The organism is Flavobacterium sp. PLA-1-15, from assembly GCF_049060005.1.
Classification (GTDB): domain Bacteria; phylum Bacteroidota; class Bacteroidia; order Flavobacteriales; family Flavobacteriaceae; genus Flavobacterium.
Genome location: NZ_JBMGQS010000024.1, coordinates 1 through 25,849, shown reverse-complemented (window position 1 = coordinate 25,849; position 25,849 = coordinate 1). Strand labels below are relative to the sequence as shown.

Sequence of the window (25,849 nt, the reverse complement as noted above, 5' to 3'; positions counted from 1 at the left end):
TTTGATATATCGTAATTAATTATTTCTTTTTAAACATACTCTTAATTTCATTGATAACTTCCTGCGTATCATTCTTCTTAATTCTACATAAGCAGAATATCATTATGAGGAATAAAAATGCGAAAAAGAATGTCCCTAACAAATTGAGATCTAAAAAGATATTTATTATGATTGTGATTTGTGCTAAAAAAAACAAATGAAATATATTTTTCAAAAAAACGAAAGACTCATCTATTACTTTCATAGAAAGATTTACTAAAAAAATTGAACTAAAAAATCGAATAATCGTTATTGTAGCCACTGTTATTAATAAACTATTGCATAAATATGTCGATGCAAGAATACCTATTATAAATATTGGAGTAGATATTAAATTAAATCGGAAACCTATTTTTGGTTTTCCAACTGCATTAAAAATACTGCTAGAAGGACTCGAAACTATATTGAAAGCGACATATACTAATAAAATTTTAATATAAATCACAGCATCAATCCATTTTTCCCCATAAAGCATCAAAACAATATACTTAGAAAAAATAGCAAATAGAGTTATCATTGGTAAAAATATATAGCTAATAAGCCTTATCATTCTATAATAACTATTTTTCAATTTTTCATTGTCATTATTGTATTTAGCAAGAAGTGGCAAAGAAATATTTGTTACTACTGGTAAAAAATAAGCATTTATTAAATTAGAAAACTGAAAAGAAATATTATAAATACCCAAAGAAGCCATTCCAAAGAATTTACCTATAAGTAAAGTATCTCCTTCATTAACAAATTTACCAAGAATACGTTGACCTACAACATACTTAGTGTAGTCAAAAATATCCTTCCAATACTTTATATTAAAATTAATACTGGGTGTAAAATTACTTTTGTAGAATAATAAAAAAGCTAAGAGAGGGGCAAAAATTGCTTTTGGCAAAGCAAGGCTGTAAACACCATAACCAAAAATAGCAAATACTACTTGAGAAACATTTGTTAAAGTTCCAACTATAGTTTGGATAAATACTATTGGCTTAAAATCTAATTCTTTCCTCAATAACCCATTTGGAATTGAAGCTATCATTGAAAAGAAAAAATTTACTAACAATAAGTATCCTATATTTTTTATTCTTGCATCATTATAATAACTAGACCAAAACGGTAGGAGTATAAAAACCAATAGGCATACAAAAATTGATAGAAATAAGATTAACCAAAATGCTGAATTAGCTAAAGGCTTTTTATCAGGCTTATTATAGAATATCACATATTCTCCAATCCCACTCATTAACAACAACTCTACAAAAGTGATAAGCACTGAAGATATTGCCAATAACCCAAAATCCTCTTTTGGTAAGATACGAGCGAGATATGCAGTCACAAAAAAAGTAACAACACCTCCCCACATTTTTCTTAGTACAAGAAGTACGGTTGCGTTCCCTATCTTTTTTGCAACATTCATTAACTCTTCGAGAAAGCTTTACATGTATAACAATTCTTTTTTTTAGCAAGAAACATAAAGAGAGACAACACTAGTTTCTGTGTATATAACTCTCTAAATAAAACTATAAGTGTGTAGATGTTTCTCTGTACAAACGAAACCAACAAGTCTTTATATTGCCAAACTTCTTCTAAATGAAGCCTAAAAAACTGATTTTTTGATTTTATTTCAAACAGCCATTCTTGGTCATTATGATCCTTCATTTTTGCAACACAATATGTTAAGTTTTTTTGGGTTTTCAAATATAATACTTTATCCTAAAAGACCATCCTTTTTTAAACATATAATCAACATTTAAAGATTACCTCACATTACACCATTATTTTTATGTATTTGCTAAAATACAATCTTACAAGCAAACACTTTTCTAAATCTAGCTTTCTTAAATCATTAGATTTTAAACTTATTTCTGGATGAACCAAAATGCCAAACGCTCCTAAATTAAAGTATAGATACTGTATGGATAGATAATTTAGTCTTCAAGACAAAAAAAATCCCGATTGCCCTAAGACAACCGGGATTAAAACTTCTCCCCTTAGGAAAAGTTTAAAAACTATTTCTTAATGACCTTGATATTTTTAACCAATCCATTGGCCATTACATTAACAATATAATTTCCTGTAGCCAGCGAGCTCATATCAATCTTAACCTCTTGGCTGTTATGTGCTTTTTGATACACTTTTTGCCCAAGGACATTAAACACTTCAACGTTTTCAATAGTATTAGAATAAGTAATCGTCAATACGTCAGAAACAGGGTTTGGATAGTATTTCAAACTCACTGAATCAAATCCTGACGTTTTAAGATCGACACCTGCAGTAATCATTAGGCGTGTAGCACTCTCACAACCATCAACTGTTTGAGAAACATAATAAACACTGCCTGCCGTAATTGCTGTTGAAGAAGCTAGAACGTTTCCATCAGTAGAAGCATCATACCAGATCAAATCGGTACCCGTTACATCAAAATCAGACAAATCATCACCCGTAGTAAAATCTTGTGTTGCATTGGCTGTTGTCGGAGCATCAACTGCTTCTTTAACGGTTACAATAACAGGAAGCATTACCGAACATCCACTAGCATTTTCAGCCTTTATATAGAATGTTCCTGAAGATGCAACTGCATCTGGGTTAGGGAAAGAAACAGTACCAAATGGATCTGCCCATTGGCTGAAAGTCAAGCCTGCACCTGAACCTGCTGTGATTGAAGCCGCAGTAAGGTCAACAGTACTTCCAGCACAAACTGCATCTGGATTAGTAATTACCAATAAAGGTGCTTCATTAACGGTTACGGTAATACTTTGAGTAACCGCACATTGACCTGCATCTGGCAAGAATATATAGGTAGCTATACCTGAAGTAGTCGTATCAATTACCGCTGGAGTCCATGTTCCAGTTATGCCATTTGGAGAAGTAAGCTCTAGAGCTGGAATAACATCTCCTATACAAATTGGATCTATTGCATCAAAATTTGGTGCAACAATTGGATTTACCGTTACAGTTATTGTCTGTGCGTTGGCACACACTCCTGCATCCGGTGTAAACAAATAATCACCTCCCACAGCAGTATCAATTACATCTGGACTCCAGCTTCCTGAAATTCCATTTGGAGAAGTAAGCTCCAATTCTGGTGCTGTTGCACCTGAGCAGATAGTGATATTGGCAAAATCTGGTGTTAAAGCTGTGGTAATGGTTACTACCAATTCATGTACGCTACCGCACTGTCCTTCATTTGGTGTAAAGGTATATGTTCCAGAAGCATCAGTATTAACAACCGCCGGATTCCATGTACCGATGATACCATTAGGGGATGTTGTAGTCAAAATAGGCATCAAATCAGTAGAACAAAAAGATAAAGCACTTGCAAAATCTGGTGCTACTGGAGTTGAAGAAACAGTTACATCCAATGTCTGTGGCAATGCACAGATTCCTGCATTAGGTGTAAACACATAACTACCACTTGCCATATTATCTATTAAAGCAGGAGCCCAAGTTCCTTCTATCCCGTTTGGAGAAGTTGTAGCCAATGTCGGAGCTACAGAACCTTCACAGATTGTTCCTATCAGGGCGAAATTAGGCAATTGTGGTGTAGAAAACATAATTACGAGTTCAGCTCTTGCGCTTTCACATCCTCCAACAGTTTGTGAAGCATAATAACTTCCTTCAATCAAGTTTGCTGTTGAAGCCAATGCTACTCCTCCTGTTAAAGCGCCATAAATTTGCACATCTGTACCAGTTACCTCGCTTAATAAATCAGCAACTGTTGCGGTAGGACAAAGTTCCAATGCAGTTGCAGGAACCGCTGGTAAATCTACAACAGGAAGTAATGTAAATTCTTGACTAGCAGACGAAACACTACAACCAAAAGCATTGGCAACATTCGCAACATAAGAAACAGTTGAAGTTGGCTTCGTATATACCTTACTTGCAACAGTATTGGCTACATATGGTACAGTTGCTTCGGCGTCTGTATAAAGATCCGTTGCTGGCGACCAGGTAACATTGCCCTGTAAGCCAACATTAAAAGTAATATCTACTCTCGATGAAAAACTTGTAAGAGAACCTGTCGCCGCAGGCAACATGCTCGCTAGGTTTGCATTTACAATAGCAGCTGTTTGATTGTCAACCCTCCACAGATATGTGCTTCTAAAACTCGTAGCCGAGTATTTTGCAGTATTACTTGGACTTGGCCCAGCATCATTATTACTGTAATTGATCTCAATAATCAAGTTGCTGACTCCATCCCATTCAAAAGGCGTATCTAATGTAAGAACATTTTGCCCAACAGTTGGGGTATGACTTGCAGCATTTTTCACTACTGTCAAATCGGTTTCAAACAGCGTGCCTGTGGCTTCAAACTCTTGCTTGGCAGTGTTTTTCATTTTAACTACTACGTTTTGTAGAGCTACACCATTTGTTGCAACCATGTTTAAGGCGATACTTTGAATTGTAGCTTGTGGTGCAAATCCTAAATCCAACAATTCTTGCGCTTTGTAAATCCATTGTTGCTTGTTTCCCCCGTAATAATTCTGGAAAGGATTTGGTCCAACTGGTGTAGCAGATCCAGGTGTAGATGTAAATCCTCCAATTCCTGAAACAATCGTACTTGTATTTTTTCCTCCGCTAATACTTAATTCTTGAACAGAACCAACACACATTGCAGCATCGCTATAAGAAATAGTGGCTGGTGTAAGATTTTCACTGACTGTAATTTTAATAGAATTAGTTAAAGTGCACCCAGTAACAGAATCTGTACCAACAACCGTGTAGGTAGTGGTAGCTGCAGGTGTTACAACTTCAGTTCCTGTCGTAGCAACGCCATTAATAGTATAAACATAGTTAGGATTTTCTGAAGAAATATTGATTGTCACTGGCTCAGCTGTTACACAGAACCCAGTTTGCGAAGCCGTAACATTTATTACAGGCATCCCTACTGTTAAAAGTGCCGCCGGATTGGTCTCTTCATTCCAAAATCCATTGTTTGAAGCACCGTATCTGTAAGGTCCAAAACCTAATTTGTATCGTGCTACAAAGTATTGATTTCCTGCAGGCAATGTTGCATAAGTTACCTTATATTCATCGTTATTATTTGCTTGAATATTATATGTTGCCAATGTAAAAGCTGATTCAGGCCATGTAGCCGGATCCGTGTTTTCACTATATCTACCAATCCAAACTTTTAAATCTGGATTTGCACCATCTGGTTGTGTAGCTACTTCGTCCCATGCTTGGGTATAAACGTCTACTGTTTGACAAGGTTGCATTGCTGTAACGGCATTACCACCAACAACAAATGCTTGCAGGTTAGCCCATGTAACAGCGTCTTGAGGTTGTGCTACAATTGTAAACTTATAATCTTCCGCCTCGGTACGTGTATTTGTATTTGAACAAGGACTTGGGTTGGTAGCATTATAATCGGTTCTAACCCTCATTCTATATTCTCCAAGTGCCACATTACTTGGCAGTGTCACATTACCATTAGTAACCGCATTTATATAGCCATTCGACATATAAATTCGTTCACTATCTTCAAAAAGATAGTTATTGTTCCAATCTACCCAAACATTTAATCCTGCAGTACCTCCTGTTATAGCAGAAGTAATAGAAAATGTTCCTCCTGCAAAATGTGTCATCCCAGCAGTATCATAATTATTCTGATAGCCTCCAGTTGTATATCCAGAAGCCAGATTAGAAATATTCGTCATTGCTCCAGCTGTAGAAAAATTGTTTATAAAGGTCAATGCTGAAGTTGAAGAAGGTACACAATATCCTGTAAAAAAGGTAAAAGGTCCTGCCCATGTGCTCATCCCATCAGAAGTAGCAGTACAATCCTGACGCACGAACCATCTGTAAGTTGTGTTTGGTGCTAAGTTATCAAGTGCAAATGCAGTTCCTGATACAGCAGTTTCCGTATTTGGCCCCTCACCGGCAAGGAATGTTCCAGTACCCCAATTGATTTCAAATGCGGCACCTGTACTTGTCCATCCTAATGTTGCTTCACTTAAAGTAACACCTGAAGCAATTCCCGCAGTAGGTGCGGCACATGCCACGAGAGTTGTAAAATCAATCTTAGGAGACCAATTACTTGGCCCATCCTCTCCACAATCAGTCTTAACATACAAGTCATAAGCGGTAGAAGGAGCTAATCCTGTTGCAAGTCCTGATACATTTGTACCATTCCCAGACGCTACGACAGCTCCATTCGAACCTGCATTATCAGCCACTACAATCCAGTTGTATGCATCCCCGTTATTAACAGGATTCCAGTTAATTGTTGCAGTGTAAGGCATTGGCGTTACAACAATACCAGAAGGGGCAAAACAAGAAGGTGCAGGACCTTGAGAAATAACAACATTATCAAAATAATACCAATATCCATCACCATCAACCGTAGTTATCGCCTCACTATTAAATCTGAAATAAAGATCTCCTGATGCAGGTGCCCCAGAAAAAGAAAAAGTTTTATTAGCACAATCACTAGAAGGATTATGATTTGAACTATCTATCTGATAAACTGATGTCCAAGGTCCACTGGTGCTTGTAGCATATTCTACTTTTATGGTTCCAACATTGGCCGCAGATGTTGCTGTAGCAATGTTAGCATAGCCTACTACTTTGTAATCAAAGCTAAACGTTATATCGCCACCATTGGTATTCTGTATAGCAGAAGAACGAACAGTATTAAACCTGCTAGAATTATAAAGATTTACCCTGAAAGAGAAACCGCTTCCTCCGCATGCACCAGTAGCAATTGAAGTAGGTTGATAACCACCAGAAGCAGTCCATCCATTTGTACTTGTCGGCCAATCGTAAGAATAGCTCATCTGAGCATATCCAACCTGACCAAATAAAAGCATCAAAACCGTAAGCCACCCAAGCCATTGATTCAGTTGAGGAAAAGGATTCCTCGTAGAAAAGTAATTTTTCTTCATAATTATTATATTAAAGTTTTTGTTAATCAAAAGCTAATTTAACAAAAAATAACATATCTAATGAAAAATACCTTAATATTTATCCAAATAAAAGCACATATATTTATTCTTACAAAGAATTAATATGGAAGATATTATTGAAAATCTTCGATGTGATTTTATATAAAAAAACCTTTTCATTTCTGAAAAGGCTTTCTTAAATTAAGCTTGACCCGTTGGTCCAAAATTTAGCGGTACAGGCGGTTGTTCGCTATCTTTTATCTCACCATGAGCCAATTCATATCTATGAATGTTTTCTCCCATTGCTTTTAAAAGACGCTTTGCGTGTTGCGGTGTTAGGATGATTCTTGATTTTACTTTTGCTTTGGGTGTTCCAGGCATTATACACACATAATCCAACACAAATTCCGATGCAGAATGATTAATAATTGCCAAGTTAGAATAAATCCCTTCAGCTGTTTTTTCATCCAGTTCAATATTTATTTGACCTTGATTTTGGTTTTGATCGCTCATAAAATTATTTTAGATATTTAAATTAAAAAAACCTAACAGACTAGTCTGTTAGGTTTAGTAAATATAGAAAGAATATTTTTTCTTTTAGAAATAAATTCTAGTAATTGTATTCTTCTTTCGTTGCCATCATTTCATTGAAATCTTCTTTTGATCCTACGATAGTGTTATCGTATTCTCTCATACCTGTTCCTGCAGGAATTCTATGTCCTACAATAACATTTTCTTTCAACCCTTCAAGTAAGTCAACTTTACCAGCTACTGCCGCTTCATTCAGTACTTTAGTAGTTTCCTGGAACGATGCCGCAGAAATAAATGATTTCGTTTGAAGCGAAGCTCTTGTGATACCTTGCAATACAGGTGTTGCAGTTGCAGTGATTACCTCACGTGCTACCACTAGATTCTTATCATTACGCTTCAATTGTGAATTTTCATCACGCAATTCACGAGAAGTAATAATCTGTCCTGCTTTTAAGTTATCAGAATCTCCAGCATCTTCAACCACTTTCATTCCGTATAATTTATCATTTTCAACGATAAAGTCTTTTGTGTGGATCAATTGATCTTCCAAGAACAATGTATCTCCTGGATCTTGAACTCTAACTTTACGCATCATCTGACGGATTACAACCTCGAAGTGCTTGTCGTTGATTTTTACACCTTGCAAACGGTATACCTCTTGAATTTCATTTACCAAGTACTGTTGAACAGCAGCCGGACCTTGAATTCTCAAGATATCGTCTGGCGTGATAGCACCATCAGACAATGGCACTCCCGCTCTAACGAAGTCATTTTCTTGAACAAGAATCTGACTTGAAAGCTTCACAAGATATTTCTTGATTTCACCGAATTTAGATTCGATTACAATCTCACGGTTACCTCTTTTGATTTTTCCAAAAGAAACAACACCATCAATTTCCGAAACTACAGCCGGGTTTGAAGGATTACGAGCCTCTAACAACTCTGTAATTCTTGGAAGACCTCCTGTAATATCACTTGATTTAGAAGAACGACGTGGGATTTTCACAAGAATCTTACCTGCTTTAATCTTCTCACCATCTTCTACCATAAGGTGTGCACCTACTGGCAAGTTGTAGGAACGGATCAACTCTCCGTCCTTACCGTAAACCAATAAAGTAGGGATTAACTTTTTATTTCTTCCTTCAGAAATTACTTTTTCTTGGAAACCAGTCTGCTCATCGATTTCAACCATGAACGATTGTCCTTGCTCTAAATCTTCGTAAGCAATCTTACCGGTAAACTCAGAAATAATAACCCCATTATATGGATCCCACTTACAGATTACTGCTCCTTTATCAACTTTCTCTCCGTCTTTAACGAAGATACTAGAACCGTAAGGCAAGTTATGCGTATTTAATACAATTCCTGTTTTCTCATCAACCAATTTCAATTCAGTTGAACGGGAAACAACAATGTCTACAGTATTTCCTTCAGAATCTTCACCTTTTACAGTTTTCAAATCCTCTATTTCAAGACGACCTGCAAAACGAGTTACGATGCTTGATTCTTCAGATAAACCTCCTGCAACCCCTCCAACGTGGAAGGTACGAAGTGTCAACTGTGTTCCTGGCTCTCCAATTGACTGTGCGGCAATTACACCAACAGCCTCACCTCTTTGAGTCATTTTTCCAGTTGCAAGGTTTCTACCGTAACATTTAGCACAGATACCTTTTGTAGCCTCACAAGTCAATGGAGAACGTACTTCTACTTTCTCGATTGGAGAAGCTTCGATAACCCTCATGATTGCTTCGGTAATTTGCTGACCTGCTTTTACTAAAACTTCAGTTGTCAAAGGATTGATCACATCTTGCAATGCAACACGTCCAAGGATTCTTTCTCCTAAAGTTTCAACAATCTCTTCGTTCTTTTTCAATGCAGAAACTTCCACACCTCTTAAAGTACCACAGTCCTCGATGTTAACAATAACATCCTGAGAAACGTCGTGTAGCCTTCTTGTCAAGTATCCAGCATCGGCCGTTTTCAAAGCCGTATCCGCTAGACCTTTACGAGCACCGTGAGTAGAGATAAAGTACTCAAGGATCGAAAGACCTTCTTTAAAGTTAGAAAGAATAGGGTTTTCAATAATCTCTCCACCACCGGCAGTTGATTTTTTAGGCTTAGCCATCAAACCACGCATACCAGTCAACTGACGGATCTGTTCCTTAGAACCCCTCGCCCCAGAATCAAGCATCATATATACAGAGTTGAAACCTTGTTGGTCTTCTCTAATATTTTTCATTGCCAACTCTGTCAATTGAGCATTTGCTGAAGTCCAGATATCAATAACTTGGTTGTAACGCTCGTTATTGGTAATAAGACCCATATTATAATTCGCAGAAATACCTTCAACTTGCTCTCTTGCATCTGCGATTAATTTTGTTTTTTGTTCTGGGATTCTAATATCACCCAATGAGAAAGACAAACCTCCTCTAAAGGCAAATTTATAACCCATATCTTTCATATTGTCCAAGAAAGCAGCCGTCGTAGGCACATCCGTCACACTTAAAATGTGGCCGATAATATCTCTAAGGTTTTTCTTAGTCAATACATCATTGATATAACCAGCAGCTTCTGGAACTACTTCATTAAACAATACACGTCCTGCTGTTGTTTGAATGATTTTGTATACCAACTCTCCATTTTCGTTGAAATCTTTTGCTCTAATTTTCACTCTAGCATTCAATTCCAATCTTCCTTCGTTCAAGGCAATGTTTACTTCTTCTGCAGAATAGAAAGTTAAATCTTGACCTAAAATTTTCAATTCCGGAGTAGTTAAACGTTCTTTGGTCATATAATATAGACCCAAGACCATGTCCTGAGAAGGTACCGTAATTGGGGCACCGTTTGCAGGGTTCAAGATATTGTGAGAAGCCAACATCAAAAGTTGAGCCTCCAAAATAGCTTCTGGTCCAAGTGGCAAGTGAACCGCCATCTGGTCACCATCAAAATCCGCGTTGAAAGCCGTACAAACCAATGGGTGAAGCTGGATCGCTTTTCCTTCAATCAATTTTGGCTGGAACGCTTGGATACCCAATCTGTGCAAAGTAGGAGCACGGTTAAGCAATACAGGATGTCCTTTGATTACATTTTCAAGGATGTCCCAAACTACAGGCTCTTTCTTATCGATGATTTTTTTAGCAGACTTAACTGTTTTTACAATTCCTCTTTCGATCAATTTACGGATCACGAAAGGCTTGTAAAGTTCAGAAGCCATATCTTTTGGCAAACCACATTCAAACAATTTCAATTCAGGCCCAACGACGATTACCGAACGCGCAGAATAATCCACACGTTTACCCAAAAGGTTTTGACGGAAACGACCTTGCTTACCTTTCAATGAATCAGAAAGTGATTTCAATGGTCTGTTTGATTCAGTTTTAACAGCAGATGCTTTTCTTGTGTTATCGAATAACGAATCCACAGATTCCTGCAACATACGCTTTTCGTTTCTCAAGATCACTTCAGGAGCTTTGATTTCCATCAATCTTTTCAAACGATTGTTACGGATGATAACTCTTCTGTACAAATCATTTAAATCTGAAGTTGCGAAACGACCTCCATCAAGTGGCACCAACGGACGCAATTCTGGTGGAATAACCGGAACCACTTTCATGATCATCCATTCAGGACGATTTTCTCTGTTCAGGTTAGACTCACGGAAAGATTCCACAACTTGAAGTCTTTTTAAAGCCTCAGTCTTACGTTGTTTAGATGTTTCGTTATTGGCAGCGTGTCTTAAATCATAAGACAACGTATCCAAATCGATTCTAGCCAATAAATCCATGATACATTCAGCACCCATTTTGGCGATGAATTTATTAGGATCACTGTCATCTAAATATTGGTTTTCCATCGGAAGAGTATCCAAGATATTTAGATATTCTTCTTCAGTAAGGAAATCCAATCTTTGCAATGATTCTCCATCAGGATTTTGTGCAATACCAGCTTGGATTACTACGTATCTTTCGTAGTAAATGATCATGTCTAATTTCTTAGATGGAAGACCAAGGATGTATCCAATTTTGTTTGGAAGCGAACGGAAATACCAGATATGAGCGATTGGCACAACAAGGTTGATATGTCCTACTCTATCTCTACGTACTTTCTTTTCTGTAACTTCCACACCACAACGGTCACAAACGATACCTTTGTAGCGGATTCTTTTATATTTACCACAAGCACACTCGAAATCTTTTACTGGTCCGAAGATTCTTTCACAGAAAAGTCCGTCACGCTCTGGTTTGTGTGTTCTATAGTTGATGGTTTCCGGCTTCAAAACCTCACCTCTTGACTCAGCAAGAATAGATTCTGGAGAAGCAAGTCCAATCGAAATTTTGTCGAACCTTTTAACTTGGTTCTTGTCTTTATTATTTCTGTTATTCATCATAATAGTTTTTACTATTGATTTATTGCAATTAAAAATTGAATTTCGTTTCAGCAGAAAGTAAACTTTCAACTTCCACACTACCTCGGATTACTTCTCTAAACCTCAAGCCTCTTTCATCTTGAAGCGCTAGTTATAAAATTAATTTTATAAAAAATCGGAACGGTTTACGGGTATAAATCCTCTAAAAACTTTATTAAAGCAATCAGTGCCCAGCTTAAGTCTTTCAACTATTACTGAACACTGATCACTGAATACTTATTACTCTTCTAATCTAAGATCTAAACCTAGACCTTTCAATTCGTGCATCAATACGTTGAATGACTCAGGCAATCCTGGTTCTGGCATAGTTTCACCCTTAACAATTGCTTCGTAAGTTTTCGCTCTACCAATTACGTCATCCGACTTAACCGTTAAGATTTCACGTAGCGTACTTGAAGCTCCATAAGCCTCAAGTGCCCAAACCTCCATCTCTCCAAAACGCTGACCTCCAAATTGAGCCTTACCTCCAAGTGGTTGTTGCGTAATCAACGAGTATGGTCCGATTGAACGTGCGTGCATCTTATCGTCAACCATGTGTCCAAGTTTCAACATATAGATAACTCCAACTGTTGCTGCTTGGTGGAAACGCTCTCCAGTACCACCATCATAAAGATAGGTGTGTCCGAAACGTGGAATTCCAGCCTCGTCCGTCAATTCATTGATTTGATCCAAAGTTGCACCGTCAAAAATTGGAGTAGCAAATTTTCTACCCAAGTTCATACCTGCCCAACCTAGAACTGTTTCATAAATCTGACCGATGTTCATACGTGAAGGTACCCCAAGTGGATTCAACACGATATCAACAGGAGTTCCATCTTCCAAGAAAGGCATATCTTCGTGACGAACGATTCTAGCCACAATACCTTTGTTACCGTGACGTCCTGCCATCTTATCACCCACTTTCAACTTACGTTTCTTAGCGATGTAGACTTTAGCCAATTTCAAGATTCCAGCTGGCAATTCATCTCCAACAGTAATCGTGAATTTCTCTCTTCTTAAAGCTCCTTGCAAATCATTCAACTTGATTTTATAGTTATGGATAAGATCATTAACTAACTTGTTAGTTTCATCATCTGCAACCCATTGACCTTTGCTCAAGTGAGCGAAATCTTCAACAGCGTTCAACATTTTTTGAGTGTATTTTTTACCTTTTGGCAATACTTCTTCACCCAAATCATTCATAACTCCTTGCGAAGTTTTTCCGTTTACGATATCGAAAAGTTTGTCAACCAATTTGTCTTTCAATTCAACAAATTTTACTTCAAACTCCATTTCAAGTGAAGACAAATCATCTTTGTCTTTACCTCGCTTACGTTTATCTTTTACAGCTCTTGCGAATAATTTTTTATCCAAAACAACACCGTGCAATGATGGAGAAGCTTTCAATGAAGCATCTTTTACATCACCCGCTTTATCACCGAAGATAGCTCTTAAAAGTTTTTCTTCAGGAGTTGGATCAGATTCTCCTTTTGGAGTAATTTTTCCAATCAAAATGTCGCCAGGCTTAACCTCTGCTCCAATTCTGATCATACCGTTTTCATCCAAATCTTTAGTAGCTTCTTCAGAAACGTTAGGAATATCATTCGTTAACTCTTCGTTACCTAATTTAGTATCTCTAACATCCAATGAATAATCATCAATGTGGATAGAAGTAAAGATATCATCACGAACTACTTTTTCAGAAATTACAATCGCATCCTCGAAGTTGTACCCTTTCCAAGGCATAAACGCTACTTTAAGGTTTCTACCTAAAGCAAGCTCTCCGTTTTGAGTTGCATAACCTTCAGAAAGTACTTGCCCTAATTTCACTCGGTCACCTTTTCTTACGATAGGTTTCAAGTTGATAGAAGTACTCTGGTTGGTTTTTCTGAATTTGATCAAATTATAAGTTTTTTCATCTGGGTCAAAACTTACCATTCTTTCTTCGTCCGTTCTGTCGTATTTAATCGTTATGATATTAGCATCAACATATTCAACAGTTCCGTCACCTTCAGCATTGATCAATACTCTGGAATCAGACGCTACTTGTCTTTCCAAACCAGTTCCCACAATTGGAGCTTCTGGTCTTAACAATGGTACCGCCTGACGCATCATGTTTGATCCCATCAACGCACGGTTCGCATCATCATGCTCCAAGAAAGGAATCAACGATGCAGAAATAGATGCGATTTGGTTAGGAGCAACGTCGGCATAGTGAATGCTTGATGGATCCACAACAGGGAAATCGCCTTCTTCTCTGGCAATTACCTTATCAGCAAGGATAGTTCCATCTTCATCAATCTCAATATTTGCTTGTGAAATCATTTTACCTTCTTCCTCTTCAGCACTTAAATATACTGGAGCAGAAGCCAAATCAATTTTACCGTTTGTTACTTTACGGTATGGAGTTTCGATGAATCCCATTCCGTTTACTTTCGCATAAACTCCAAGAGATGAAATCAAACCAATGTTTGGACCCTCTGGTGTTTCAATCGGACATAAACGACCGTAGTGTGTATAGTGAACGTCACGCACCTCAAATCCGGCTCTCTCTCTAGAAAGACCACCTGGTCCAAGTGCTGACAATCTTCTCTTGTGCGTAATCTCAGCCAATGGATTCGTTTGATCCATAAATTGAGACAACTGGTTTGTACCAAAGAAAGAGTTGATAACCGACGATAATGTTTTAGCATTGATCAAATCAATTGGTGTAAACACCTCGTTATCCCTAACGTTCATTCTCTCACGGATGGTTCTCGCCATACGAGCCAAACCTACACCGAATTGAGCAGAAAGTTGTTCACCAACTGTCCTAACACGACGGTTTGACAAGTGATCGATATCATCAATCTCTGCTTTAGAGTTGATCAATTCGATAAGGTATTTTACAATCGTAATGATATCTTCTTTGGTCAAGACCTGCTTGTCCATTGGGATATCAAGATTTAATTTCTTGTTCATTCTGTAACGACCTACTTCACCTAGGTTGTAACGTTGGTCAGAGAAGAACAATTTATCGATAATACCACGAGCAGTTTCCTCATCAGGCGGTTCTGCGTTACGCAACTGACGGTAGATGTGCTCAACAGCTTCTTTTTCAGAGTTTGTTGGATCTTTTTGCAACGTGTTGTGGATGATTGCATAATCTGCTTGATTAGCATCTTCCTTGTGCAACAAGATAGACTTAACGTTAGCCTCGATGATCTCTTCCACATTATCTTTATCAATAATAGTGTCACGATCAAGGATAATCTCGTTACGCTCGATAGAAACTACCTCACCAGTATCCTCGTCCACAAAATCTTCGTGCCAAGTATTCAATACACGTGCAGCTAATTTTCTACCTACATATTTTTTCAAGCTTGTTTTAGAAACTTTGATTTCTTCAGCAAGGTCAAATATTTCAAGGATATCTTTATCTCTTTCAAAACCAATTGCTCTAAATAGAGTAGTAACTGGTAATTTTTTCTTTCTATCGATATAAGCATACATTACGCTGTTGATATCGGTAGCAAATTCTATCCATGATCCTTTAAAAGGAATTACTCTGGCAGAATATAATTTGGTTCCATTTGCGTGGAATGATTGTCCAAAGAAAACACCTGGTGATCTGTGTAATTGCGAAACAACAACACGCTCAGCACCATTGATAACAAACGTACCACTTGGCGTCATATAAGGAATTGTTCCAAGATAAACATCTTGTACAATTGTTTCAAAATCCTCGTGCTCTGGATCTGTACAATATAGTTTTAACCTTGCTTTTAAAGGCACACTATAGGTAAGACCTCTCTCAATACATTCTTGAATAGTATAACGTGGTGGATCTACAAAATAATCAAGAAATTCTAAAACGAATTGATTTCTTGTATCTGTGATTGGAAAATTTTCCATGAAGGTGTTATAAAGCCCTTCGTTGCCTCTTTCGTCAGATTTCGTTTCTAATTGGAAGAAATCCTTAAAAGATTTAACCTGAATATCCAAGAAATCTGGATATTGAGGAATATTTTTTGTGGAGGCAAAATTCAATCTTTCAGTCTGATTTGTTATCATCAATGGACAAAATTTTGATTAAAAAAAAGTGATTTTTTGTGTGTAAACACTAAGTAATCCTTACTTTCTTTTATAACCTGTACATCTTTAAAAATAAACCAAGTTGGAGTCTATTTTTTTCTTCGTACGGATTAAAAGCTTTTCGTATTCAACTCAATGACTAATAAAACCGGATATAATTTTATTATACGAAAAATGGTTTAGGTCATTGGAACATGTCCAAGACCTAAACCTTGTTTCAAAAACTGGTAGTATTATTTAAGCTCAACTACAGCTCCAGCCTCTTCTAATGATTTTTTAAGACCTTCAGCCTCATCTTTAGAAACACCTTCTTTAACGTTTGCAGGAGCACCGTCAACTAAGTCTTTAGCTTCTTTAAGACCTAAACCTGTAAGTTCTTTTACAGCTTTAACTACAGCTAATTTAGAAGCACCAGCTTCTTTAAGAACAACTGTAAATTCAGTTTGCTCTTCAGCAGCAGCACCAGCATCTCCACCTCCTGAAACTACAACAGCAGCTGCAGCTGGTTCGATACCATACTCGTCTTTTAATATTGTTGCTAAATCGTTAACTTCTTTAACTGTCAAGTTAACTAATTGTTCTGCGAATTGTTTCAAATCTGCCATTTTTTCTATCGTTTAAAATGATTTGTAAAATATAATTTATTATTGTGCGCGTTTTCTAAACTTAATTCAGAAGAATTAAGCAACCTCCTCGTCTTTGAATTGGTTTTTAAGAGCAGAAATAACTCTTTGAGCTGGAGATTGAAGTAATCCGATGATTTCTCCAATAACCTCTTCTTTAGATTTAAGCGAAGCTAATGAATCTAATAAGTTATCTCCGATGTAAATTTCAGAGTTGATGAAAGCTCCTTTTAGAACTGGCTTATCTGATTTTTTACGGAACTCTTTAATAATTTTTGCTGGAGCATTAGCCGTATCAGAAAGGAAAATAGATGTATTACCTTTCAAGATAGATGGCAAATCACCATACTCCTTATCAGAAGCTTCCATTGCTTTTTCAAGCAAAGTGTTCTTAACAACTTCTAATTTGATACCTGCTTTAAAACAAGCTCTTCTTAAGTTTGAAGTAGTTTCTGCATTTAATCCAGAAATGTCTGCTACATAAACAACATTTGTACCGGCTAACTGTGCAGTTAAATCTTCAATCGCGATTGATTTTTCTTCTCTAGTCATACTAAAAATTTTTAACTACCAATTATACAGCTTTAGGATCTAAAGCTATAGCAGGACTCATTGTTGATGAGATGTGGATACTTTTAATGTAAGTACCTTTCGCTGCAGTTGGTTTCATTTTGATTAATGTTTGAATAATTTCATGCGCATTTTCGGTAATCATATCAGCTCCAAATGAAACTCTTCCGATTCCTGCATGAACGATACCAGTTTTATCAACTTTAAAGTCGATTTTACCAGCTTTTACTTCTTGAACTGCTTTCGCAACATCCATAGTAACAGTACCTGTCTTAGGGTTTGGCATAAGACCTCTTGGTCCTAAAACTCTACCTAATGGTCCTAATTTACCCATAACAGCTGGCATAGTGATGATTACATCAATATCTGTCCAACCGTCTTTGATTTTTTGCAAATAGTCATCCAAACCTACGTGGTCAGCTCCAGCAGCTTTTGCTTCAGCTTCTTTATCTGGAGTTACAAGAGCCAAAACTCTTACATCTTTACCAGTTCCGTGAGGTAATGTTACTACACCTCTTACCATTTGGTTTGCTTTTCTTGGATCTACACCCAATTTTACTGCGATATCTACAGACTCGTCAAATTTTGCAGAAGCAACTTCTTTGATCAATGCAGAAGCATCTTTCAAAGAATACAATTTGTTCTTTTCAATTTTTGAAGCAGCCTCTTTTTGCTTTTTTGTCAATTTTGCCATGTTTCTCTTATTTTAAAGGAGAATCTCCAGTTACAGTTATACCCATTGATCTAGCTGTTCCTGCGATCATGCTCATAGCAGACTCGATAGTGAATGCATTTAAATCAGCCATTTTGTCTTCAGCAATAGTCTTGATTACATCCCAAGACACGTTTGCTACTTTTTTACGATTAGGCTCACCTGATCCAGACTTTAGCTTTGCAGCTTCCATTAACTGGACAGCAGCTGGTGGAGTTTTTACAACAAAATCAAATGATTTGTCTTTATAAACTGTAATTTGCACAGGGCAAACTTTGCCGGCTTTATCCTGGGTTCTAGCATTAAATTGCTTACAGAATTCCATGATGTTAACACCAGCAGCTCCCAAAGCAGGTCCAACCGGTGGCGACGGGTTCGCAGCACCTCCCTTAACTTGTAGTTTAACTACTTTACTAATTTCTTTAGCCATTTCTTAAATTTTTACATCTATCAATTGGAAGCGATTGATGCGGTTATTATAATATGTGTGTAACAAAAAATTATACTTTCTCAACTTGCATAAAACTCAATTCCAAAGGTGTCTTTCTTCCGAAAATTTTCACCATTACTTCAAGTTTACGCTTTTCTTCATTGATTTTCTCAACCGTTCCATTGAAACCATTGAAAGGACCATCAATAACCTTGATTGTTTCTCCGATGTTGAAAGGAATTGCATGCGTATCGGTCTTAACAGCCAATTCATCTACTTTCCCTAACATTCTATTTACTTCTGATAATCTTAATGGAACTGGATCTCCGTTTTTAACTTCACCCAAAAACCCAATTACACCTGTAATAGACTTGATAATATGAGGTATTTCACCAGCAAGATTTGCTTCTATCATTACATACCCAGGAAAATAAACCCTGTCTTTTGTAATTTTTTTCCCTTCACGAACCTGAACCACTTTTTCAGTTGGTACAAGAACTTGAGAAATATAGTCGCTCATTCCCAATCTACTGATTTCAGTTTCGATGTAGGCTTTCACTTTATTTTCTTGTCCGCTTACTGCTCTAACAACGTACCATTTTTTCACATTACTGTCTGTCATCACAAATTAAGCTTTAATCCAATTAAAAAAACCAGCTAATGCTTTTGCAAAAACTTCATCAACTCCCCATGTTGCCAAGGCGAATAATACTGAAAAAACAGCAACTACAATTGTAAGACGTTGTACTTCTGCCCATTCAGGCCACGTTACATTTGATTTTAATTCAACAAATGCTTCTGATATGTAATTAACAACTTTCATTATAATTTTGTTTTATTGCACGGGCGGAGGGATTCGAACCCCCATCAACGGTTTTGGAGACCGCTATTCTACCCTTGAACTACGCCCGTTTATTAAAAACCAGTGTCGTCTTCACGACACTGGTTTTGTATATTTATAGAATAATTATTCTACGATTTCAGTTACCTGTCCAGCACCTACAGTTCTACCACCTTCACGGATAGCGAAACGTAAACCAACACTCATCGCGATTGGGCTTAACAAAGCAACATTGATAGTCAAGTTATCACCTGGCATTACCATCTCTACACCTTCTGGTAAAGAAATAACTCCTGTTACGTCAGTTGTACGTACGTAGAACTGTGGACGGTAGTTATTGTGGAATGGCGTGTGACGACCACCTTCTTCTTTTTTCAAGATATAAACCTCAGCTTTGAATTTAGCGTGTGGTTTTACTGATCCTGGCTTAATGATAACCATTCCTCTTTTGATAGATTCTTTATCAATACCTCTCAACAACAAACCTACGTTATCTCCAGCTTCACCTCTGTCAAGGATTTTACGGAACATCTCAACTCCTGTAATAGTAGAAGTCAATTTGTCAGCTCCCATACCGATGATTTCAACAGCATCACCTGTATTAGCAATACCAGTTTCGATACGACCTGTAGCAACAGTTCCACGACCTGTAATTGTAAATACGTCTTCAACTGGCATCAAGAATGGTTTTGCAGTATCACGAACCGGCTCTTCGATCCAGTTATCAACAGCTTCCATCAATTCAAGAATTTTAGGAACCCAGTTTGGATCAGCATTCAATCCACCTAAAGCAGAACCTTGAACAACTGGTCCGTTATCTCCATCATACTCGTAGAAAGACAACAAGTCTCTGATTTCCATTTCAACTAGCTCTAAAAGCTCAGCATCATCAACCATATCCACTTTGTTCATGAAAACAACCATTCTAGGAATACCTACCTGACGACCCAAAAGGATGTGCTCACGTGTTTGTGGCATTGGTCCGTCTGTAGCAGCTACAACTAAGATAGCTCCATCCATTTGAGCAGCACCAGTAACCATGTTTTTTACGTAATCCGCGTGACCTGGACAGTCAACGTGAGCGTAGTGACGGTTAGCTGTTTCATACTCTACGTGAGATGTATTAATAGTAATACCTCTTTCTTTTTCTTCTGGAGCGTTATCAATCTGGTCGAAAGATTTAGCACCTGTTTTAGAAAAACCTGCTTCAGTTAATACTTTAGAGATTGCTGCAGTCAAAGTAGTTTTTCCGTGATCTACGTGTCCAATAGTACCTATGTTAAGGTGTGGCTTGGTACGACTAAAATTTTCTTTTGCCATTTTACTTAATTTTTAATCTTAGTTATATATTAGTGTTCAAATTCTTACTTATTGAGCCAACTACGGGAATTGAACCCGTGACCTCTTCCTTACCAAGGAAGCACTCTACCCCTGAGCTAAGTCGGCAGAGAGTTTTGATTTTAGACTTTTGAATTTAGATTTTTCATAAAAACCTTCAATCCAAAACCTTAACTTCTTTTAGTGGGGAGAGCAGGATTCGAACCTGCGAAGTTCTCACAGCAGATTTACAGTCTGCCCTCGTTGGCCGCTTGAGTATCTCCCCTACTTCTTAAATTGCTTTCCTTGACACAACCTGTCATTTATTTGAGCCGGCGGAGGGACTCGAACCCACGACCTGCTGATTACAAATCAGCTGCTCTAGCCAACTGAGCTACGCTGGCAAATACAATAAAAAAAGTCCGCTATTTCTAACGGACTGCAAATGTATATCTTTTTGTTTTTTAATCAAAACATTTTTAATAAAAAATTTATTTTAAATATGTGTTCTAATTTTTTCTTTTCTTTTTACCAATAAACGCTCTAACGCTTCTGCAGATTGTTCAGCCGCTTCTTCAAATGTTTTGCATTGTTTTTTTACCATGAAATCATCTCCCGGAACGTGAATTTTTATCTCTACTATCTTGTTTTCTTTTTCACTTGTTTTTTCAACCTTGAGAAATACATCCGACGACACTACTTTATCATAATATTTCTCCAACTTATCCATTCGTTCTTGAATAAAATCTACTAATTTTCCGTCAACATTAAAGTTAACTGCGTGAACATTTACCTTCATAATCGATATTTTAATTGGTTATACATTTTTCGAATTATTATCTATTTCTAGGATGCGCATCTTTGTAGACTTTTTGCAACTCACTTAAACTATTATGAGTATAAACTTGCGTCGATGCCAGACTAGAGTGCCCTAATAATTCTTTAACTGAATTTAAGTCGGCTCCGTTGTTTAGAAGATGAGTCGCAAAGGTATGCCGCAAAATATGCGGACTCTTTTTTACCTTCTCGGAGACATTACTAAAGTAGTTATTTATTAAACGATAAACAAGAGAATCATTCAATTTAACGCCTTTTTTTGTGAGGAACAAAAACTCAGGATTGGCAATTACTTCTAAATTAGCTCGTTCACAAATATAGACTTGAATTTGTTTAGAAATTATTGGCAAAATCGGCAGGATCCGCTCCTTATTTCTTTTACCCAACACCTTTAGCGTATTGTTAGACAAATCAATGTTAATCATTTTTAAATGAATAAGTTCAGTCCTCCTAATTCCGGTAGAATAAAACAAATCAATCACAAGCTTGTCACGCAGACCTTCGAAACCCGAGGGATACACGATATGATGAAGCACATCATTCAATTCTTTTTCCGAAAAAGGGATTTGGATTTTTTTTGGAGATCTTAAAGCTTTATGCTTCAAAAGCGGAGTTGTAATTATTTGCCTCGTCTTAAGAAGAAATTTATAATAAGCTTTTAAGGAAGCTATTTTTCGATTTACCGAACTATTCGAAATACCATTATCAACCATCTCCACTATCCAGCTACGGATTTGACTATAATTGACTTCATCAATATTTTCCTGCTCAAAATTAGCCTTATTGAACTTTTCAAACTCAAGCAAATCATTATAATAAGCAGTAATAGTATGAAGAGAATAATTTTTCTCCTTCTCCAAATAATCTTTAAACTTTTGCTTATTATTTTCCATAAAAAAACCGTTAGCATCAAAAGTATAAAACTTTGATGACTAACGGTTGCATTTTCCTCAAAAGACTTGATTTAGTTTTCTAAATTGTCTTTCATGTTTTGGATATAAGCCGCTTTCTGAATTTTCATTCTGTTTACAACAGAAGGTTTCGTGAACGCTTGACGTGCTCTTAATTGACGCACAGTTCCTGTTTTGTCGAATTTTCTTTTATAGCGCTTTAATGCTCTATCGATATTTTCTCCGTCTTTAATTGGTATAATTAACATAATATGACACCTCCTCTCGTTAAGGGTGCAAATGTAATGCTATTTTTTGATTATGGCTTATGAATTACGATTTATTTTACCGCCGGTTTATAATTTTGATTATCGATTATCATTTTCGATAAAATTTCCTTCAGGATTTCCGAAGTTCCGCCACCAATAGGACCTAAACGGCTATCTCTCCATAAACGCGCCAACGGATATTCTTCCATATAACCATAACCACCTAGCATTTGCAGGCAACTATTGATGGTTTCATCGGCTACCTTTGTAGATTTCAATTTCGCCATTGTTGCTTCTTTAACCACGTATTCCTTTTGATTCAATCGGGCAACAGCTGCATAATTAAATATTTTACAGTGTTCTACGTCAGTAGCATGCTCCACAATTGTGTGACGCAATGCTTGAAATTTATCAATTGTTTTTCCAAAAGCCTCACGTTCGGACATATATCCTATTGTATATTCAATTGCATACTCCGCTCTAGCATGAGCATTGATGGCCATAATTAATCTTTCTAATGCAAAATGTTGCATGATGTATGGAAAACCTTTTCCTTCCTCACCCATTAAATTTTCTGCTGGAATCTCTACATTATCAAATGAAATTTCTGCCGTATCAGAAGCTCTCCATCCTAATTTATCTAATTTTGTAGCCGATATTCCTTTTGTATTTGCATCCACCAAGAACATTGTAATTCCTTTATTTCCAGCTTCTGGATTTGTTTTTGCGGCAACAACATAATAATCTGCATAAACACCATTTGTGATAAAAGTTTTAGATCCATTGATGACATATTTGTCACCTCTTTTTACTGCAGTTGTACGCATTCCTGCAACATCACTACCTCCAAAAGGCTCGGTGATACACAAAGCGCCAATTTTTTCTCCAGCAATGCTTGGCGCCAAATACTCTTGTTTGATTCTTTCATCGCCTTCAGCATTTAAGTGTGTCTGAGCCAAATAAGCATGGGCCCACATTGCAGCGGCGAAACCAGATGATTTAATTTTTTGAAGTTCTTCTAAAAAAACTACTGTATAGAACAAATCCAAGTTCATACCTCCATAAGCTTCCGGATAATTGATACCGAAGAAGCCCATTTCACCGAATTTTTTCCAAATAAAGCGTTCAATTGTTCCTGTCTTTTCCCATTTTTCAATGTGAGGCACAACTTCTTTTTGTAAAAAATCTTGAAAACTCTTTCTAAACGATTCGTGTTCTTCTGTAAAGTATATTGAATTCATATAAATATTTAGGATGTATTTTATCTTTATTTTTTGGAATTTCAAATATAAGGCATTTATTTTTTTATTTTAAACAGAAAAGCGATTAATGTTTGTTGATTTCGCAATTTTATAGCAAGTTTAACCTTTCAAACAAATTCAATAATTCAAATACTTTTCAATTACGTTTACTTTTTCTATCGGGAAACCTTTGATTTTCTTTAAATCTTCGGACGATTTTATATCTCCATGCATACTTCTATAAATCACAATCTCTTTTGCTAAGGCATATCTGAAATATGGAAAAAGGCTGAGCTCCTTTATTGAAGCGGAATTGATGTTGACTTTTTTAATATTCGGAACAGTTTTAATTTCAAAACGCTTGTTCAAATTTTCAATCACTTCGGGCGAAAGCCCCCAAATATGTTCCATCTGTTCCATCGTCATAAAAGCACCAAACTTTTCTTTCTCTTTTAAAATCCTTTCAGAAAGTGCAGGGCCGATTCCGTAAACTTTGATCAAATCTTCCTGAGTGGCTTCATTAATATCCATCACCACAATTTTAGGTTTCTTATCAAATTTTGATTTTGAATAATCAACAAATTGCTTGTTCTTCTTGTTCTTGACCCAATCTGGAAATTTAAAATAAGGCGACATTGTCTTTAACAATGAATCAGAAATCAACGTCACTTGCTGGAATTCTTCGGCAGAATTCACATATCGATTGGTTTTTCGGAAAGCCAACAACCTATCAATTTCTTCAACCGACATTCCTAGTTTGTATCCTTTAAAATCAGTTATAAAATTTGGATTGAAAGGATAAATCTTCGGAACATAATTTTGCTTTTCAACCTTCAAAGAATCCACATTTGTTTGTAAGGCAATCCATTTTTGTTTCGCAGGGTCAATTTTTTCAGAAATAGAAAAATCGCTAAAAAAATAGAAAAGCTGAATTATGATGATGATGCAAAAAAGCATAAGAATTCCGTTTCGCTCCATTCGCGAAAACTTTAAAAAAGATTTTATCATAGCAATAATTTTTTACAAATCGAATACCGACGTGCGTTTTGCCCTAATTAAATCCTTAAGTTTTATCCAGAAAGCCAAAGTTAAATAGACTCCAAACCAAAGGCCTGCAGTTACAAAAGATATGTAGATGAAGAATAAACGCACGCTACTGGCACGCATTCCTAATTTATCTGCCAAACGAGATGTTGCATTAAAGCCGTGCTTTTCGAAGAAATATTTTAGCCTAATTACGAATGACATTTGTTTTACTTTGGATGGTAAAATTAAGGAATTTAATTAAAAGCAGATTAGTTTTTTAAAAGTTCTGTTCCGATGGCACATTCCAAACACTTGCCCTTGTTGCAATATTCATTCTTGAGTTGCAATAAGGCCTGTGTGGAAAAAGCATTTTCGGATTTGATTCCGAAAGAGGAAAATTTTTCAATTATGGCGTTGCTTTCCCGGGCAATTTCATTTGACAATTCAATAAGATTTTCATAGACTTCTTTGTTTTGGTTTTTGTAATAGGTAAACTGAATTGGAATTATCGTATTGATGATAATCAAATCGATGAACGATTTTGAAAGTTGTTTTTTCTTCTTCGGACTTTCCTTGTCAAACTGGTAATGTGTCTGCCAGTAAGGAGAAACAGTGACATCAAGAAGCGAATAAATATCTTTTGCCTTTTTTACAGCCATTAATTTTGAGAACAAATTATGCTGATTGAAATACAAATTGGCAAACTGCGAAAGACGTATCGTTGGAAAATTATCCGGTCGATGTTTAAAAAACTGCAACGGAGCGATAGTCGTTTTTTCAATCTGATATTTATGAAGCAAATAAAAATACCGGAATTTTAAATCGTGAAAATAATTATCTTCCTTTTCCACATCTAGCAAACCCGACCTTCCAAAAAGCAAGGCTTCTATGTTTTCAACTTCAGTATTCTCTTTTCTGATGACTGTAAAAGGAATTGAAGTGGCAATTTTAAGAAAACTTTCACCATTGGTATTTAAGCCGAAGTTTTTCGCCAAGAGGCAAAACAAAACTGCTTCCCAATCCTTATCTAAAGTTTCGAATAAGTCCTGTATCGGAAATGACTTGCGTTCGAGACGCTCTAGAAACAAACGCTCTTTCCAATTTTCGAAAGTAAAAGCATTGATTTCTTTTAGTTGTTTTTCGCAGTAAATCCAAGATTTTGG

General features: G+C 36.6%; 19 protein-coding genes and 4 tRNA genes. All 23 read right to left on the bottom strand.

All coding sequences use genetic code 11. From position 1 onward, the window contains the following. Nucleotides 1-19 precede the first annotated feature (19 nt). Complete coding sequence (locus tag ACI6PS_RS12975) at nt 20-1,450, bottom strand: lipopolysaccharide biosynthesis protein (RefSeq protein WP_421012994.1); 1,431 nt, start codon at nt 1,448-1,450, stop codon at nt 20-22. A gap of 592 nt (nt 1,451-2,042) precedes the next feature. After that, a complete protein-coding gene (locus ACI6PS_RS12970) occupies nt 2,043-6,920 on the bottom strand; it encodes a GEVED domain-containing protein (protein ID WP_421012993.1) in 4,878 nt (1,625 codons plus the stop codon). A gap of 201 nt (nt 6,921-7,121) precedes the next feature. Beyond that, a complete protein-coding gene (locus ACI6PS_RS12965; protein WP_421012992.1) occupies nt 7,122-7,433 on the bottom strand; it encodes a DUF3467 domain-containing protein in 312 nt (103 codons plus the stop codon). A 97-nt stretch (nt 7,434-7,530) separates the two neighbouring features. Then, nucleotides 7,531-11,838, bottom strand: a complete 4,308-nt coding sequence (rpoC, locus tag ACI6PS_RS12960; RefSeq protein WP_421012991.1) for a DNA-directed RNA polymerase subunit beta' — start codon at nt 11,836-11,838, stop codon at nt 7,531-7,533. Between the two features lie 258 nt (nt 11,839-12,096). After that, on the bottom strand, nt 12,097-15,909 hold the full coding sequence (gene rpoB, locus ACI6PS_RS12955) for a DNA-directed RNA polymerase subunit beta (RefSeq protein WP_421012990.1): 3,813 nt from the start codon (nt 15,907-15,909) through the stop codon (nt 12,097-12,099). Nucleotides 15,910-16,163: 254 nt separating this feature from the next. Next, nucleotides 16,164-16,535 (bottom strand): 50S ribosomal protein L7/L12, encoded by a 372-nt coding sequence (rplL, locus tag ACI6PS_RS12950; protein ID WP_026704166.1) that lies wholly within the window; start codon nt 16,533-16,535, stop codon nt 16,164-16,166. A 75-nt stretch (nt 16,536-16,610) separates the two neighbouring features. Beyond that, nucleotides 16,611-17,105 carry a 50S ribosomal protein L10 gene (gene rplJ, locus ACI6PS_RS12945; RefSeq protein WP_421012989.1) on the bottom strand — a complete coding sequence of 165 codons (495 nt, stop codon included), beginning with the start codon at nt 17,103-17,105 and terminating at the stop codon, nt 16,611-16,613. Nucleotides 17,106-17,127: 22 nt separating this feature from the next. Next, nucleotides 17,128-17,817, bottom strand: coding sequence for a 50S ribosomal protein L1 (rplA, locus tag ACI6PS_RS12940; RefSeq protein ID WP_421012988.1), 690 nt, complete (start codon nt 17,815-17,817; stop codon nt 17,128-17,130). 7 nt (nt 17,818-17,824) lie between these two features. Further along, nucleotides 17,825-18,265 carry a 50S ribosomal protein L11 gene (gene rplK / locus ACI6PS_RS12935; RefSeq protein ID WP_026704163.1) on the bottom strand — a complete coding sequence of 147 codons (441 nt, stop codon included), beginning with the start codon at nt 18,263-18,265 and terminating at the stop codon, nt 17,825-17,827. Nucleotides 18,266-18,335: 70 nt separating this feature from the next. Next, entirely contained in the window at nt 18,336-18,887 is a 552-nt protein-coding gene (gene nusG, locus ACI6PS_RS12930) for a transcription termination/antitermination protein NusG (protein ID WP_421012987.1), read from the bottom strand. Nucleotides 18,888-18,893: 6 nt separating this feature from the next. Beyond that, nucleotides 18,894-19,091, bottom strand: coding sequence for a preprotein translocase subunit SecE (secE, locus tag ACI6PS_RS12925; RefSeq protein ID WP_421013018.1), 198 nt, complete (start codon nt 19,089-19,091; stop codon nt 18,894-18,896). A gap of 15 nt (nt 19,092-19,106) precedes the next feature. After that, a tRNA-Trp gene (locus ACI6PS_RS12920) sits at nt 19,107-19,177 on the bottom strand. Nucleotides 19,178-19,232: 55 nt separating this feature from the next. Continuing rightward, entirely contained in the window at nt 19,233-20,426 is a 1,194-nt protein-coding gene (tuf, locus tag ACI6PS_RS12915) for an elongation factor Tu (RefSeq protein WP_421012986.1), read from the bottom strand. Between the two features lie 54 nt (nt 20,427-20,480). Next, a tRNA-Thr gene (locus ACI6PS_RS12910) sits at nt 20,481-20,552 on the bottom strand. A 76-nt stretch (nt 20,553-20,628) separates the two neighbouring features. Further along, nucleotides 20,629-20,709 (bottom strand) — tRNA-Tyr (locus ACI6PS_RS12905). A 44-nt stretch (nt 20,710-20,753) separates the two neighbouring features. Then, nucleotides 20,754-20,827 (bottom strand) — tRNA-Thr (locus ACI6PS_RS12900). Between the two features lie 92 nt (nt 20,828-20,919). Next, nucleotides 20,920-21,222 (bottom strand): ribosome hibernation-promoting factor, HPF/YfiA family, encoded by a 303-nt coding sequence (hpf, locus tag ACI6PS_RS12895; protein ID WP_421012985.1) that lies wholly within the window; start codon nt 21,220-21,222, stop codon nt 20,920-20,922. 37 nt (nt 21,223-21,259) lie between these two features. Then, complete coding sequence (locus tag ACI6PS_RS12890; protein WP_421012984.1) at nt 21,260-22,153, bottom strand: tyrosine-type recombinase/integrase; 894 nt, start codon at nt 22,151-22,153, stop codon at nt 21,260-21,262. A gap of 71 nt (nt 22,154-22,224) precedes the next feature. Then, nucleotides 22,225-22,419, bottom strand: coding sequence for a 30S ribosomal protein S21 (gene rpsU, locus ACI6PS_RS12885; protein ID WP_026704157.1), 195 nt, complete (start codon nt 22,417-22,419; stop codon nt 22,225-22,227). Nucleotides 22,420-22,490: 71 nt separating this feature from the next. Continuing rightward, nucleotides 22,491-23,660, bottom strand: a complete 1,170-nt coding sequence (locus tag ACI6PS_RS12880) for an acyl-CoA dehydrogenase family protein (protein ID WP_421012983.1) — start codon at nt 23,658-23,660, stop codon at nt 22,491-22,493. A gap of 138 nt (nt 23,661-23,798) precedes the next feature. Continuing rightward, the gene (locus ACI6PS_RS12875; RefSeq protein ID WP_421012982.1) at nt 23,799-24,668 is read right to left on the bottom strand and encodes a ComEA family DNA-binding protein; all 870 of its coding nucleotides are present in this window, start codon (nt 24,666-24,668) and stop codon (nt 23,799-23,801) included. A 12-nt stretch (nt 24,669-24,680) separates the two neighbouring features. Continuing rightward, on the bottom strand, nt 24,681-24,908 hold the full coding sequence (locus ACI6PS_RS12870) for a PspC domain-containing protein (RefSeq protein WP_421012981.1): 228 nt from the start codon (nt 24,906-24,908) through the stop codon (nt 24,681-24,683). Nucleotides 24,909-24,955: 47 nt separating this feature from the next. Further along, a partial coding sequence (locus tag ACI6PS_RS12865; RefSeq protein WP_421012980.1) for a DUF2851 family protein occupies nt 24,956-25,849 on the bottom strand: 894 nt, incomplete at its 5' end.

Excerpts from the sequence above, each read along its gene's own strand:
- ACI6PS_RS12975 (WP_421012994.1), bottom strand. The coding sequence starts at position 1,450 with ATGAATGTTGCAAAAAAGATAGGGAACGCAACCGTACTTCTTGTACTA.
- ACI6PS_RS12970 (WP_421012993.1), bottom strand. The coding sequence starts at position 6,920 with ATGAAGAAAAATTACTTTTCTACGAGGAATCCTTTTCCTCAACTGAAT.
- ACI6PS_RS12965 (WP_421012992.1), bottom strand. The coding sequence starts at position 7,433 with ATGAGCGATCAAAACCAAAATCAAGGTCAAATAAATATTGAACTGGAT.
- rpoC (WP_421012991.1), bottom strand. The coding sequence starts at position 11,838 with ATGATGAATAACAGAAATAATAAAGACAAGAACCAAGTTAAAAGGTTC.
- rpoB (WP_421012990.1), bottom strand. The coding sequence starts at position 15,909 with ATGATAACAAATCAGACTGAAAGATTGAATTTTGCCTCCACAAAAAAT.
- rplL (WP_026704166.1), bottom strand. The coding sequence starts at position 16,535 with ATGGCAGATTTGAAACAATTCGCAGAACAATTAGTTAACTTGACAGTT.
- rplJ (WP_421012989.1), bottom strand. The coding sequence starts at position 17,105 with ATGACTAGAGAAGAAAAATCAATCGCGATTGAAGATTTAACTGCACAG.
- rplA (WP_421012988.1), bottom strand. The coding sequence starts at position 17,817 with ATGGCAAAATTGACAAAAAAGCAAAAAGAGGCTGCTTCAAAAATTGAA.
- rplK (WP_026704163.1), bottom strand. The coding sequence starts at position 18,265 with ATGGCTAAAGAAATTAGTAAAGTAGTTAAACTACAAGTTAAGGGAGGT.
- nusG (WP_421012987.1), bottom strand. The coding sequence starts at position 18,887 with ATGACAGACAGTAATGTGAAAAAATGGTACGTTGTTAGAGCAGTAAGC.
- tuf (WP_421012986.1), bottom strand. The coding sequence starts at position 20,426 with ATGGCAAAAGAAAATTTTAGTCGTACCAAGCCACACCTTAACATAGGT.
- hpf (WP_421012985.1), bottom strand. The coding sequence starts at position 21,222 with ATGAAGGTAAATGTTCACGCAGTTAACTTTAATGTTGACGGAAAATTA.
- ACI6PS_RS12890 (WP_421012984.1), bottom strand. The coding sequence starts at position 22,153 with ATGGAAAATAATAAGCAAAAGTTTAAAGATTATTTGGAGAAGGAGAAA.
- rpsU (WP_026704157.1), bottom strand. The coding sequence starts at position 22,419 with ATGTTAATTATACCAATTAAAGACGGAGAAAATATCGATAGAGCATTA.
- ACI6PS_RS12880 (WP_421012983.1), bottom strand. The coding sequence starts at position 23,660 with ATGAATTCAATATACTTTACAGAAGAACACGAATCGTTTAGAAAGAGT.
- ACI6PS_RS12875 (WP_421012982.1), bottom strand. The coding sequence starts at position 24,668 with ATGATAAAATCTTTTTTAAAGTTTTCGCGAATGGAGCGAAACGGAATT.
- ACI6PS_RS12870 (WP_421012981.1), bottom strand. The coding sequence starts at position 24,908 with ATGTCATTCGTAATTAGGCTAAAATATTTCTTCGAAAAGCACGGCTTT.